The sequence below is a fragment of the Vibrio sinaloensis genome (assembly GCF_000808535.1).
Classification (GTDB): domain Bacteria; phylum Pseudomonadota; class Gammaproteobacteria; order Enterobacterales; family Vibrionaceae; genus Vibrio; species Vibrio sinaloensis_D.
Genome location: NZ_JWLV01000048.1, coordinates 47,733 through 62,009, shown reverse-complemented (window position 1 = coordinate 62,009; position 14,277 = coordinate 47,733). Strand labels below are relative to the sequence as shown.

Below are 14,277 nucleotides of genomic sequence, written 5' to 3'. Positions count from 1 at the left end.
AGTGCTGTTAGCCACAAATTCCTTTATCATAAGGACCGTTTATTTTACATTCGGTCGTTTATAGATGGCGAACACCAATCCTCCATTTACAGAGGTTCGTCAACGCAGCCTCCGGATATATCAAGTTAAACAGGATAGTAAAACTCGATGCCACGTTCTTCCCGCACCTTGTTAGCCGCTTCAATCAGCGCTGCTCTTTTTGTGCCTCAAACTCAAGCAGAAGCTATGGTAGACGATAGTGTGCAGGAACTGCCCGCTATAGATCAATGTTTGATCAACGTCCCAGAGCCAGAAAACCCAAATCAGCAACCCGTCACTGTTGAAGCTGACCGCTTAGAAGCAATCAATGGCGATAAGGCAACTTATCAAGGCGATGTTGTTGTTGTGCAGGGCAACAAGCGTTTTGAAGCTGATCAAGTCACTCTGCACCAAAGTGAAAACATCATTGTTGCAGAGGGTAACGTCGAGTTTAGTGACGGAACGGTCAAGTCAACGTCAGACAGAGTGACCAATAGTCTATCGTCGGAAAACATTACGCTTGAAAACACCCAGTATAAGTTTCTATGCGAACCGGGCCGTGGTAACGCTGCCTATATCGCTCGCACTGGTAAAGCGGTTTACGAGATAGACGATGGAAGCATTACTTCTTGTCCAGAAGGCGACAACGCTTGGACGATGAAAGCATCGGGCATTGAAGTCGACCAAAATGAAGAAGTGGCCACTTTCTATCATCCGCGTTTCGAAGTGCTGGATGTGCCTGTTTTCTACGTGCCTTATCTTACTGTTCCTATCGGTGACACTCGTAAGACCGGTTTTCTATACCCCACAGCGTCTTATGGTTCGAGTGATGGTCTAGAAGTTGAAGTTCCATTTTATTGGAATATTGCACCGAACTACGATCTTGAGACCACCATCAAGCACATGCAACTGCGCGGCACGCAACTGAACAGCAAATTCCGATATCTCACTACCTTCGGTGAAGGTGAGATAGACGCCGAATATTTGCCTAATGATCGCAAGTTTGAAGAGAAAGGTGATCGCTGGGGTTTCCAATATAAGCATGAAGGCATCTACGAGCAGGCTTGGAAATTTAACATCGATTACTCACAAGTCAGTGATGTTGACTACTTTACCGATGTTGATTCAAGTATTGGTAGCCGAGAAGATGGCCAACTCGTCCAAGAAGGACAAGTTCAGTACCGCGCAAACAATTGGGATGCCACACTCCTCACTCGTGATTTCCAAGTACTGACCGAAAGTGACAACCTGCCTTATCATATTTTGCCGCAGTTGAAACTTAACTACTACGCGCCAGAATTACTGCGCTATTTAGATTTCGATGTCATTAGCCACATCACACGTTTTGACACAGAGGCCAAAGGTAAACCTTCTGCAACACGCGTTCATATTGAGCCGGGCCTAACGGTACCGCTCGGTACAACTTGGGGTTCATGGGTGACAGAAGCGCGCTTACTCAGCACCTACTATCAACAAGACCTCAATGGAGTGGTGGACAGCGAACTAGAAGAGCAAGTTAATCGAATCATGCCAGAAGTGCGCTCGCTCGCTGGTGTTGTTCTAGAGCGCGATACCGTGGTAATGGACGATTACACTCAAACGCTCGAACCTCAGATTCAGTATCTGTATATTCCAGAAGTCGAACAAAATAACATCGCCAACTACGATACGACCTTGCTTCAAACCGACTATTACGGCTTGTTCCGTAGCCGCAAATACAGTGGTGTCGATAAAATCCAAGGTGCCAATCAGTTTAGCTACGGTGCGAGCTCGCGTTTTTACGATAGTGACTATAAAGAGCGCCTGAGTGTCTCCTTCGGTCAAATAATTTATCTAGACAGAACCAATCGCCTTGATAGCACCGCAGAAAAACCATCAAATTACTCCGCGTGGGCGGTTGAAATGGATTTCAACTATGGCGATTACTTGTTCTACCACGGCGGTATTCAGTACGATGTTGACTCAAGCGAGGTTCAGCTAGGAAACAGCACGTTAGAATATCGTTTCGATAAAGGTTACCTACAAGGTAACTATCGTTACGTTACCCGTAGCTACATCGAAAATACCTTAGGAGATAGCCTAGGTGACCTCGATGCAATTACTGAAGACGGCATTTCGCAAGGTGGATTACTGGCCAGTTATCAATTGACTCGTCACTGGGATACCAGCTTGCAGTACTTTTATGATTTTACCACTGAGCAAACCATTGAATGGCTAGGTCGTATTAACTACACCTCGGATTGTTGGTATGTGGGTTTCTCATACAGCAACCAACTGCGTAACTGGAAACCTGATTTCAACAGTTACCCGAACTCAGAGCCTAAATATGAAAGCAACTTCAGTGTTAACTTCGGCATTATAGGCTTTGGTACCAACCTAGGTGGTGGTTCAGGAAGCAGTGATAACTCATTGGGCTACGGTCGCCCATTCTTCTTAAACAACTAATTTGACCGCTTGCTGTCTAACAAGCAAGCGATGAATGGATAGGACTACAAATGAAATTTTGGAAAAAGTCGTTGTTAGCACTGTTTGCGGCAAGCCAGTTTACCTTGGCATACGCTCAGCCAGTCGCACTTGATAAAATTAATGTCATTGTAAACAGCGGAGTCATTCTTGAGAGTGATATTGACACTTCAATTAAAACTCTAAAGGCTAATGCACGCCAAAATGGTCAAGGCTTACCAGAGCAAGAGGTTCTACGTCAGCAAGTGACCGAGAAGCTGATTATTGACACCCTACAACAGCAAGAAGCAGAGCGAATCGGTGTACGTATCGATGACAATCGACTCAATCAGGCTATCGAAGAGATCGCTAAAAATAACAACCAAACCATTGAGCAGTTGAGCGACTCCATTGCCGCTGAAGGCCTAGAGTACTCTGAATTTCGCGAGCAAGTGCGCAAGGAAATCGCAGCAACGGAGGCACGCAATGCATTGGTTCGTCGCCGCATCAATATCTTACCGGCAGAAGTGGATAACTTAGCCAACATCTTAGCCCAAGAGACCAACGCCACTGTTCAGTACAAAATCAGTCATATCCAACTGCGTGTAAACGATGGCGACGATGCATCAGCGCTAGAAAAACAAGCCAAGGATATTGTCGCTAAACTCAAAGAGGGTGCCGACTTCGCAACCATGGCTTACACCTACTCTAAAGGTCCAAAAGCACTTCAAGGTGGTGATTGGGGCTGGATGCGTAAAGAAGAGATGCCAACCATCTTCGCGGACAACATCAACTTAGAAAACAAGGGCAGCGTTATTGGCCCGTTTCGAAGCGGTGTTGGCTTCCATATTCTAAAAATTGATGACGTAAAGGGTCTTGAAACCGTCGCCGTTACAGAAGTGAATGCACGCCATATTCTGATTCGACCAACCGTTATTCTGAGTGATGAAGGCGTTCAAAAAGAGTTAAATGAAATTATTGAGCGTATTCAGGCTGGTGAAGCGACCTTTGGTGAGTTGGCACGTCAATATAGCCAAGACCCAGGTTCTGCTGCGCAAAATGGTGAGTTAGGCTATCAAACGTCTGATCTTTATGTGCCTGAATTTAAGCACCAAGTGGATACGCTGCCAGAAGGTCAAATCAGTGAACCTTTCAAAACCGTACATGGCTGGCACATTGTCGAAGTACTTGACCGTCGTCAGGTAGACCGCACCGATTCTGCGATGAAGAACAAAGCTTACCGCATTTTGTTTAACCGTAAGTTCAATGAAGAAGCAAGCGCTTGGCTTCAGGAGCTACGAGCGAGTGCCTTTGTTGAAATTCTTGAGGACGACGAAGATGACAGTTAAGCGCATCATCGTCACCGCTGGAGAGCCCGCTGGAATCGGCCCCGATCTCGTATTGGCACTGTCTAAAGAGAGTTGGGCCCATCAAATTGTCGTCTGCGCTGACAAGCAGTTGCTTCAGCAGCGAGCGCAGCAACTTGGAATTGACGTTGAACTACTGGATTATCAAATGGATAGTCCAGTAACCGCTCAGCAAGCTGGCTCTCTCATTGTCGATCATATTGCGCTCGATAGCCCAGCGGTTGCTGGGGAACTCAACGAGGCGAACGGACATTATGTATTAAAAACACTGGAAAGAGCCGCTTTGGGCTGTATGAGTGGTGAGTTTGATGCTATTGTCACCGGCCCTGTGCACAAAGGGGTCATCAATCGAGCGGGAGTCGCCTTCAGCGGCCATACTGAATTTTTCGCAGAGAAATCCAACACCCCTCTGGTGGTGATGATGTTGGCTACAGAAGGACTGCGTGTAGCGTTGGTCACAACCCATATACCGCTTGCGTATGTCTCGAAGGCGGTCACCGCAGAGCGCTTGGAAAGCATTATCAACATTCTCCATACTGATTTGGTTGAGAAGTTTGCAATTCCATCGCCTAAGATCTACGTATGTGGCCTAAATCCACATGCCGGTGAAGATGGTTGTCTCGGCAATGAAGAGATAGAGACCATCACACCAACACTTGAAATGCTACGTCAACGCGATAGCCTTGACTTAGTCGGCCCCCTTCCGGCAGATACTATCTTCAACGAGAAGTATCTTGAGGAAGCCGATGCAGTGTTAGGGATGTATCACGATCAGGTACTTCCTGTACTAAAATACAAAGGCTTTGGTCGCTCAGTAAACATTACTTTGGGCCTACCTTTTATCAGGACCTCCGTTGATCACGGCACTGCATTAGACTTGGCAGGTTCAGGCAATGCAGACACAGGAAGCTTTAGAACTGCACTCGCTCATGCGATTGAGCTAGTCGAAAAGAAAACCAGTTAACTTGAGAAAATTATGAGAAATGATGTCCACTTAGGGCACAAAGCACGTAAACGCTTTGGTCAAAACTTCCTGAACGATCCTTACATTATTGATGGGATCGTATCTGCGATTAATCCTAGACCTGGGCAGAATCTTGTAGAGATTGGTCCGGGCCTTGGCGCAATCACGGAGCCTGTTGGCCGTGAAGTTGATAAGTTCACAGTTATTGAGCTTGACCGAGATCTAGCCGAACGCTTACGTAACCACCCTGAATTGGCGGATAAACTCACGATTCATGAAGGCGATGCGATGCGCTTTGACTTCACACAGCTAGTGAAGCCAAACAACAAGCTACGCATCTTCGGTAACCTTCCTTACAACATCTCCACGCCATTGATGTTCCACTTGTTTGAGTACCATAAAGATGTGCAAGACATGCACTTTATGCTGCAAAAAGAAGTGGTTAACCGCTTAGCGGCAGGGCCTGGTACCAAAGCGTATGGGCGTCTAACCGTGATGGCACAATACTACTGTAAAGTGGTCCCTGTTCTCGAAGTGCCACCGACAGCCTTCGTGCCACCACCAAAAGTAGATTCAGCGGTAGTACGCCTAGTTCCATACGAGGAGCTGCCTTATCCAGCGACAAACCTAAACTGGCTTGATCGCGTCTGTCGTGAAGGCTTTAACCAACGCCGCAAAACAGTCCGTAACTGTTACAAAGGCTTGGTTGATGCGGAAACCTTGGAAAGTTTAGATATCAACCCAGGGATGCGTCCGGAGAACCTCACCTTGAAACAGTTTGTTGACTTGGCGAACTGGTTAGATGCCAATCGCAAGTAGTTTTAGTTAAAATCAAAGGGTGATAAACATTGGTTTATCGCCCTTTTTCGACTTTATAAAGGAGTTTACATGGAAGCAGTCCCTTGTATAAAAGTCCAAGTTCACAGCAAGTACATTCCTGAGCAATCTCAACCAGATGCCAACCGCTACCTCTTCGCTTACATGATCACCATTAAAAACCTAAGCAACCAAACGGTTCAGCTTCAGAGCCGGCGCTGGTTGATTACAGATGCGAATGGCAAGCAACTGACCATAGAAGGCGACGGTGTGGTGGGTCAACAGCCTTTTATTCCCAGCAATGATGAGTATACCTACAGCAGCGGTACCGCTATTGAAACACCTGTTGGCGTCATGCAAGGTCAATACATGATGTTGGATGAAAAAGGCAATCAGTTCATCGCGGAAATTGATCCATTTCGACTCGCGATTCCTAATATTCTCAACTAATCAACGACAGGGGCGATTTTGGCTACATATATTGTTGGCGATATTCAAGGTTGCTTTGACGAGCTACAACTCCTTCTTAAAACCGTAAGCTTCAATCCTAAAAAAGACACCCTATGGCTAGCGGGAGATCTGGTGGCTAGAGGTCCTAAATCTTTAGAAACACTAAGATTTGTACGTGGCCTTGGTGACAGCGCTAAAGTCGTGTTAGGTAATCATGATTTGCACCTTCTCGCGGTTGCTCTGGGCATCCACAAACTCAAAAATAAAGACAAAACAGCGCCAATTTTTGATGCAGAAGACCGCGATGAGTTACTCCATTGGCTCAGAAAACAGCCATTACTTGCTGAGCATCCTGAGTTTGTGATGTGTCACGCGGGTGTCTCGCCACAATGGACACTTGAACAAGCTCGCCAGTACGCGAACGAAGTCGAAGCCTGCCTACGAGGTGATGATTGGACGTGGCTGATCGAAAACATGTACGACAATCAACCCGACTTTTGGCAGGAGACTCTACAAGGTATCGATCGCTACCGTTATATTATCAATGCATTTACGCGCATGCGCTTTTGTTTTCCTGATGGGCGACTGGATATGGGGTGTAAATTGCCACCACGAGAAGTGAGCGGCGATAAGTTTGTTCCTTGGTTTAACCTTAAAGAAAGAATTCCTCTCAGCAAGCCCGTCCTGTTTGGTCACTGGGCTGCACTGGAAGGTTATGACGGTAAAGACGTGATCGGTTTAGATACCGGATGTGTTTGGGGGGGCAGTTTAACGATGCTGCGTTGGGAAGATAAAACGTACTTCACACAGGATGCGTTAGAGCGATAAACAAAAACGGTTGATGCGATAACATCAACCGTTTTTAATTTGAAAAGTTAGTCAATTGCTAGCTGTTCTTTTCCAACACGACAAAACGCATGTTATAGGCATTCTTCTCATCTGCAGTAAACGTCTCTGAGTAACACTCTTCGAACTCAGTCCCCCAATCTGGAAACTGTGTATCACCGTCAACACAAGCGTCAATATGGGTCACGTACAACTTATTGGCCAAAGGCAAACAAGCGGCATAAATCGCTCCACCACCAATGATCATGACCTCTTCCACATCACCTGCCGCCTTCAAAGCATCGTCAATCGACGTAACCGTAGTCACCCCTTCAATCGTCAGGCTGGCATCTCGGCTAATGACAATGTTCTCGCGACCAGGTAGAGGTCGACCAATCGAGTCATAGGTCTTGCGCCCCATCACGACGGGCTTTCCCATAGTACAGCGCTTGAACCACGCAAAATCTGCAGGTAAATGCCAAGGCATTTGATTGTCTTTGCCGATAATTCGATCGTTTGCCATGGCAGCGATCATGCTAATGATCATTCACTTACTCCTGAGTTAGACAATGGGTTTACGGCGATAGAATAGCAAGCCAGGCATAGCAAGACCAACTGCTAATCCAGCGATAATAAACATTGCCTTTAAGAAGTTCTCCATCAACATCGCCACCAATTCAGGGCTGTAGCCTCGGTGGTTCAATTCAACTAAAGCGATCATCGCTTTAAAAGCAAATACCCCAGGGACCATTGGAATCAAAGCGGCAACGGTAAATACTTTTGGGTGAGCAAGAAAGCGGTGTGACCAATGAATGCCAACCATACTCACGATCATGGCTGCAAAGAAGGTTGCCCACTCTATCGGAATACCAAAGTGCATCATCAAGTAACGTGAACCATGACCTATCGCTCCCCCTAACGCACAATACATCAGGGCTTTCTGCGGCACGTTGAAAACCAAAGCAAACCCAACAGCGGGGATTGCAGCAAACAACATGTCGTTGAGCAAACCTAACAGCAGTTCTATTGAGATCATGCTACCCACCCCCAAACACCGACTAAGCTCATGGCGGCTACGATTCCTAAACTGGTTGCTAAGGTTAGAAGACTTGCCATAACAAAGCGCGCAATGCCCATATTGATGTAGCCCTTGAGCATATCCGCTACAGAGTTAATCAAAGGGAAACCAGGGACGAGCATCAAAACAGATGATGCCATAACGATCGAAGGGGAGTTTCCGATGTCATAAATCACCGCCTGAGCAGAAACAGCGGTAGTGACAAAAGCGGTCGCGGCAAAGTTCAAAAGTGGATTAAAGTGACGATGACCAATTTCTTGTCGAACAACCATACCCGTCGCAGACGCAATAAACGTCATCACAAATACCGCCCAATCTCCCCCAGCTAGACGACTGAACGCCGCGCACGACAAACCGATCATGAATACCACTAACCAGCGGTTATAACGTTCAGGACTGATCTGGTTGAGTTTCTTCTGAGCCATTGTTGAGTCAATGATGCCACGCTCTAACATAATACAGATACGCTGAACTTGAGTGATCGCCCGCATGTTGATCCCTCTGTCAGGACATCGACGAGCGGTCGTGATGCAGTGTTCTTGATAGACAGTCGTTACCACCAAAGAACTGGCAGAGAGAGAAACCTCAACTTCATCCATGCCTGATGCCATACCAAAACGGCGCATCAAGTCACCAACTAATGTACTTTCAGCGCCGTGAGCCAACAGCATTTGCCCTGCTTGGGCGATCATGCGGGAAACGGCGCGTTGCTTAGATGCCATATAACAATCCTACTCCTTTAGAATCCGGCTATTGTCCTCGGAATTGCAACATCATGATTTGATTTAGACACAAAAAAGCCGCAATAGTCATTGCGGCTTAGATATAGTTTCACTGATTAGTCACGAACGTAGACAACGTGGCCGTCATCTTCCTCGTCGTCCCAATCATCCCAGTCGTCATCATCTTCAGTGATCACGTCTTTACCAGCCATCGCATCTTTGTGGTAATCATCCCACATGAAGTCAACTTTCTCTTCTTCCGAAAGCTCTTCTTCTTCACGAGGTAGATTTTCCATAAAGTCAGCCAGCTTATAACAAAGCTCTTTAGTACCTTGACGATTCACCGCTGAAATCTTGTAGTAATCCTCTTCCCAACCAAGTGCATCAAGAATATTTTGGATTACTTCGTTAGCTTCTTCTTCTGGCATCAGATCGACTTTATTGAAGATCAACCAACGTGGTTTATCAGCCAGTTTTTCACTGTACTGCTCAAGCTCATCAATGATCGTCAATGCATTCTGAACAGGATCAGATTGATCAATCGGCATAATGTCGATCATATGTAGAAGCACTCGACAACGTTCTAGGTGCTTCAAGAAGCGAATACCAAGTCCAGCACCGTCCGCAGCGCCTTCAATCAAGCCTGGAATATCCGCAACGACAAAGCTCTTCTCAGGGACCACACTCACTACCCCTAGGCTCGGGATAAGTGTTGTAAACGGGTAATCAGCAACTTTTGGTTTCGCCGCAGACACCGCTCGAATAAATGTCGACTTACCCGCATTCGGTAGGCCTAGCATGCCCACATCAGCAAGTAGCAGTAGCTCTAAGCGAATCTCACGGATTTCACCTTTAGTACCTAGCGTCTTTTGACGTGGCGCTCGGTTTACTGACGATTTAAAACGCGTGTTACCCAGACCATGCCAACCGCCTTTCGCGATCATCACTTTCTTACCATGTTCCGCCACTTCCGCAACGATTTCATTGGTATGGATATCAACTGCACGTGTACCAACTGGAACACGCAATACATTGTCTTTGCCGCGCTTACCTGTACAGTTACCGCCACGACCGTTTTCACCACGTTCTGCTTCATAGAAGCGTTGGAAACGGTAATCGATCAAGGTATTTAGGTTTTCGTCAGCTTGGATGTATACATCGCCGCCATCGCCACCATCACCACCATCAGGGCCACCTTTCGCAACGAATTTCTCTCGCCAGAAACTCACTACACCGTTACCGCCATCACCGGCTTGAACTTTTACTACCGCTTCATCAACGAATTTCATCTCTTACTCCGCCCTTTTGCTATGTGTCATAGCTGCGTTGCAAATATCATCTCAAACTCCACCAAGTGAAGTGAATGATACAAATTCTAGCAGATTCCAATCTCAGACTGATCACCTTAGATCTGTAATGTTCTGCTACTGGAACAAATATGAAGGGACTCTTTACCAGAGTGCCTTAGTATTCATTCCGCAATGTTGGCAAACTCAAGTCGCCATAAATAAAAAACCCCGCCGAATCGGCAGGGCTTTTGAATTCAGCTTGAAAGCTAATGAATAAATTAAACTGGGTTTAATTACTCAGCTTCGATGCTAACGAATTTACGGTTTTTAGGACCTTTCACTTCGAACTTCACTTTACCTTCAGTAAGAGCGAATAGAGTGTGGTCTTTACCGATACCAACGTTAGTACCAGCGTGGAACTTAGTACCACGTTGACGAACGATGATGTTACCTGCAAGAACAGACTCACCACCGAAACGCTTAACACCTAGACGTTTGCTTTCTGAATCGCGGCCGTTACGAGTAGAACCACCAGCTTTTTTGTGTGCCATTGTTAAACTCTCCTAATCGATTAAGCGTTGATACCAGTGATTTTCACTTCCGTGAACCACTGACGGTGACCTTGTTGCTTACGAGAGTGCTTACGACGACGGAACTTAACGATTTTAACTTTATCGCCACGACCGTGTTGTACAACTTCAGCAACTACTTTACCGCCCTCTACTAGAGGAGCGCCAACTTTAACATCTTCGCCGTTAGCAACAAGAAGAACTTTATCAAATTCTACAGTTGCACCAGTTTCAACGTCTAATTTCTCTAAACGAAGAGTTTGACCTTCGCTTACACGGTGTTGTTTACCACCAGATTGGAAAACAGCGTACATATCTTACTCCGCTTTTTCCGCACAGCCATATGCATATTAAATGAGCATCTTGGGTGTGCGCTAAACTAATCATCAATAGGGCGCAGATTCTACAGAAGAGATCTCCCTATGACAAGCCATATTTTGAAAAAATTGGCGAAAAGCTGTTCGCCAATTAAAAGTGCGGCAATCATGCCCGTTAAGCATGTATTAATCAACGTTTTTTAGTGTATTATTCAGCGATTAAAGCAGATAAGAAGACCTTACAAGTTCTAACTTCAGCCGGATTTACCATGGATTTTAAAGCTATCCAAGCGCTAACTGCCGATGACATGGCAAAAGTGAATGAAACAATTCACGCCCAACTCAACTCAGACGTATCTTTAATCAACCAATTAGGTTTTTACATCATTAGTGGTGGTGGTAAGCGCATACGTCCATTGTTAGCAGTATTATCTGCTCGCGCTTTGGGTTATCAAGGAAACGCTCATACAACGGCGGCAGCCTTTATTGAGTTCATTCATACGGCGACGCTATTGCACGATGATGTCGTTGATGAATCTGACATGCGCCGCGGTAAAGCAACCGCAAATGCGGCATTTGGTAATGCTGCTAGCGTATTAGTTGGCGATTTTATCTACACACGCTCTTTTCAGATGATGACAGAGCTAGGATCCATGAAGATCCTTAAGCTCATGAGTGATGCTGTTAACGTGATTGCAGAAGGTGAAGTTCAGCAGTTAATGAACTGCAACGATCCTGACACAACTGAAGAGATCTATATGGACGTGATCTATTCAAAAACGGCACGTCTGTTTGAAGCCGCGACACAGATCGGTGCGATTCTTAATGACGCACCTGAAGAAGTGGAGACTGCCCTACAAAACTACGGCAAATATTTAGGCACGGCATTCCAGCTCATTGACGACGTTATGGACTACACGTCAGACGGAGAAGAAATGGGGAAAAATGTCGGCGATGATCTTGCAGAAGGTAAACCGACTCTGCCTCTGCTGTACGCGATGCGTCATGGTAATGACGCGCAAGTTGCCATGATTCGTGAAGCGATTGAAAAAGCGAACGGCATGGAAAAACTCACTGAGATTCTAGCGGCCATGGAAGAGACTGGCTCGTTAGAGTACACACGCCAAAAAGCTTACCAAGAAGCGGACAAAGCCATTGCAGAGCTTCGCGTGCTTGAAGAGTCTGAGTATAAGCAAGCGCTAGTCACACTCGCACATATGGCGGTTCACCGAACCAGTTAAGCGTGCAGTGTCTAAAAACAGCAGATACAACAACGGGAACCTTAGGTTCCCGTTTTACCTCTTAAGGTGAGGTATTCCAGATCAGCAATTGCGAAGGTAAATTGACTGGCTATCTTCCATAGGAGTCTATCGCTCATCTCGGTTCGATAGCCCTACCCGCCTAGACACATTAGCAATGAAACTTTGGTTTAGATGCAAAATTAGTATATTTTGTGAGCGATATATTTTTTAATAAAATTAAATAATCATCGTTACATTTTCGCTCACCAACATTACCGCAATAGAGTTAAGTGTCATTCAACTGTCACCTGAATGTCATTCAGAACTCACTAAGTTGAAGCTTCCCTGTCACAACATCCTCATAACCTCTTCTACAGAACTCAATCATCTGTGAGGATATATGGAAGTTTCGAGCCCTTTTCGTCTCCCTCAAAAAACACCATTCCGCTTAGGCGAACAGTTTACCGAGTGGGCTACTGGCCTGTCTCAGTTAGATAAGTTTTATACCCAACGTCCAGCAGGCTGCTCCACTCAAGCATTTCTCCGCTTTACTTTAGAAGTGTTAGGGATCGACTACCAAGTCATAAAAGGTGGGCTTGGAAACATTCCATCATCGGGCGCAACCGTCGTGGTCGCTAACCACCCACTAGGCTGTGTGGAAGGCGTTATCCTTGCTGAGCTTTTGTTGCAAGTACGACCTGATGTTCAAATTCTCGCCAACCACCATCTTAAAACCGTACCTGAGCTAGACGAATTATTCATTGGCGTCGATGTGTTTGAGGGCAATACCGCTAAACAGGCCAATTTGAAGGCGCTTCGCCATGCTCACCAACACCTAGAACAAGGTGGACTCCTCTTGTTATTCCCAGCAGGCGAAGTTTCTCAACTCATCAACAGCAAAGAAGCGTATCTAGAAGACAAGCAATGGAGCCGATCGGTCAGTCGCCTGATTCGAAAGTCCTCAGCCACCGCCGTTCCGGTTTTTATCGATGGTCAAAACTCGAAACGTTTTTATGTCGCTGGCAAAGTTCACCCACTGCTAAGAACTTTGATGTTAGGGCGTGAGCTGCTCAACAAACGGGAGCAATGCATCAACATCTCGCTGGGCAATGCGATTCAATATAGAGAACTCAAAGGGCTCAGCGATGATCAAATGACCCAATATTTGCGTCTTAATACCTATGTGCTTCAAAGCCCATCGACCTCTGCCCGACATCAGCAACAAACGCCGATTGAACCCATTGCTCAACCACTGCCTCTAGCGGATCGATTAAATGATCTTGCACGTCTGCATGAAGATCACCATTTACTATCTAGCGGCGACTTTGATGTATATTGCTGCCGATCTGACGAAATCCCCGCGCTGATGCATGAAATTGGCCGTTTACGTGAAGCCAATTTCAGGAAAGTTGGAGAAGGCACAGGCCGCAGCATTGATCTTGATGAGTTTGATCGCGACTACTTACAGCTGTTTATTTGGGATAAACAACACCAACGCTTGGTTGGTGCATACAGACTCGGACTTGTCGGTAAACTCATTGAAAAAGGTGGGTTATCTACACTGTATTCGAAAACACTCTTCCAGTTTGACCACCCCTTTATTGAAAGTATGGGCCCGGCGATTGAAATGGGGCGCTCTGTAATCGATGAACACTACCAAAAAACCATGGCTCCCCTATTGTTGCTCTGGAAAGGCATCGCCACTTTTGTTCAGCGCAACCCTCACTACACTCACCTATTTGGTCCAGTCAGCATCAGCAACGACTACAGTGAACAAGCAAGGCAACTGCTAGCAGAAACCATGACGCTGCATTATTACAACTCTGACGTTGCCGAATTTGTTACGCCCTCAAATCCACTCCCGACAAAGAGTCATCACTGGAATACTTCCATGCTGACTGCTTTAGGTGATATTCAATTACTCTCGAAAGTGATTTCACGTATGGATGAGGGTAAAGGCGTGCCGGTTTTACTGCGCCAATACCTTGGATTGAATGGAAAGCTGATCGCTTTCAACGTCGATCCCGCCTTCAACAATGCGCTAGACGGTTTGATCATGGTCGATCTTAGAGATGTTCCAGTAAAAACCTTAGCACGGTACATGGGAGTTCAACACGCTCAGCAATATCTCTCTTATCACGCCGAACGCTAACCATGCTCAGTGCTGCGTGACCTATGC

At 46.1% G+C, this 14,277-nt stretch carries 14 protein-coding genes; 8 read left to right on the top strand and 6 right to left on the bottom strand.

What is annotated here, in order from left to right:
• Positions 1–147: 147 nt before the first annotated feature.
• From lptD to apaH, 6 genes are all read left to right on the top strand, one after another.
• On the top strand, positions 148–2,463 hold the full coding sequence (gene lptD / locus RJ47_RS19100) for an LPS assembly protein LptD (RefSeq protein ID WP_039486248.1): 2,316 nt from the start codon (positions 148–150) through the stop codon (positions 2,461–2,463).
• 50 nt (positions 2,464–2,513) lie between these two features.
• Positions 2,514–3,809, top strand: coding sequence for a peptidylprolyl isomerase SurA (gene surA, locus RJ47_RS19095; protein WP_039486246.1), 1,296 nt, complete (start codon positions 2,514–2,516; stop codon positions 3,807–3,809).
• Entirely contained in the window at positions 3,799–4,791 is a 993-nt protein-coding gene (gene pdxA / locus RJ47_RS19090; RefSeq protein ID WP_039486244.1) for a 4-hydroxythreonine-4-phosphate dehydrogenase PdxA, read from the top strand. The genes surA and pdxA overlap by 11 nt, the downstream gene beginning before the upstream one ends.
• Before the next feature lie 12 nt (positions 4,792–4,803).
• The gene (gene rsmA / locus RJ47_RS19085) at positions 4,804–5,610 is read left to right on the top strand and encodes a 16S rRNA (adenine(1518)-N(6)/adenine(1519)-N(6))-dimethyltransferase RsmA (RefSeq protein ID WP_005476881.1); all 807 of its coding nucleotides are present in this window, start codon (positions 4,804–4,806) and stop codon (positions 5,608–5,610) included.
• Between the two features lie 69 nt (positions 5,611–5,679).
• Positions 5,680–6,057 carry a Co2+/Mg2+ efflux protein ApaG gene (gene apaG / locus RJ47_RS19080; protein ID WP_005476879.1) on the top strand — a complete coding sequence of 126 codons (378 nt, stop codon included), beginning with the start codon at positions 5,680–5,682 and terminating at the stop codon, positions 6,055–6,057.
• Positions 6,058–6,075: 18 nt separating this feature from the next.
• A complete protein-coding gene (gene apaH / locus RJ47_RS19075) occupies positions 6,076–6,885 on the top strand; it encodes a bis(5'-nucleosyl)-tetraphosphatase (symmetrical) ApaH (RefSeq protein WP_039486242.1) in 810 nt (269 codons plus the stop codon).
• Positions 6,886–6,943: 58 nt separating this feature from the next.
• Here apaH and folA read toward each other — a convergent pair whose 3' ends face one another.
• The 6 genes from folA to rplU form a co-directional block, all read right to left on the bottom strand.
• A complete protein-coding gene (folA, locus tag RJ47_RS19070; protein ID WP_038191350.1) occupies positions 6,944–7,429 on the bottom strand; it encodes a type 3 dihydrofolate reductase in 486 nt (161 codons plus the stop codon).
• A 15-nt stretch (positions 7,430–7,444) separates the two neighbouring features.
• Positions 7,445–7,918: a threonine/serine exporter family protein gene (locus tag RJ47_RS19065; RefSeq protein WP_038137715.1), complete on the bottom strand. Its 474-nt coding sequence runs from the start codon at positions 7,916–7,918 to the stop codon at positions 7,445–7,447.
• Entirely contained in the window at positions 7,915–8,682 is a 768-nt protein-coding gene (locus tag RJ47_RS19060; RefSeq protein WP_005476874.1) for a threonine/serine exporter family protein, read from the bottom strand. The genes RJ47_RS19065 and RJ47_RS19060 overlap by 4 nt, the downstream gene beginning before the upstream one ends.
• A gap of 116 nt (positions 8,683–8,798) precedes the next feature.
• The gene (gene cgtA / locus RJ47_RS19055) at positions 8,799–9,971 is read right to left on the bottom strand and encodes an Obg family GTPase CgtA (protein WP_038191352.1); all 1,173 of its coding nucleotides are present in this window, start codon (positions 9,969–9,971) and stop codon (positions 8,799–8,801) included.
• A 293-nt stretch (positions 9,972–10,264) separates the two neighbouring features.
• Positions 10,265–10,522 carry a 50S ribosomal protein L27 gene (gene rpmA, locus RJ47_RS19050; protein ID WP_004409945.1) on the bottom strand — a complete coding sequence of 86 codons (258 nt, stop codon included), beginning with the start codon at positions 10,520–10,522 and terminating at the stop codon, positions 10,265–10,267.
• Between the two features lie 20 nt (positions 10,523–10,542).
• Complete coding sequence (rplU, locus tag RJ47_RS19045) at positions 10,543–10,854, bottom strand: 50S ribosomal protein L21 (RefSeq protein ID WP_008072988.1); 312 nt, start codon at positions 10,852–10,854, stop codon at positions 10,543–10,545.
• A gap of 272 nt (positions 10,855–11,126) precedes the next feature.
• Here rplU and ispB point away from each other — a divergent pair, with 272 nt between their 5' ends.
• Positions 11,127–12,098, top strand: coding sequence for an octaprenyl diphosphate synthase (gene ispB / locus RJ47_RS19040; protein WP_039486240.1), 972 nt, complete (start codon positions 11,127–11,129; stop codon positions 12,096–12,098).
• A gap of 400 nt (positions 12,099–12,498) precedes the next feature.
• Complete coding sequence (locus RJ47_RS19035; RefSeq protein WP_039486238.1) at positions 12,499–14,250, top strand: lysophospholipid acyltransferase family protein; 1,752 nt, start codon at positions 12,499–12,501, stop codon at positions 14,248–14,250.
• Positions 14,251–14,277 lie beyond the last annotated feature (27 nt).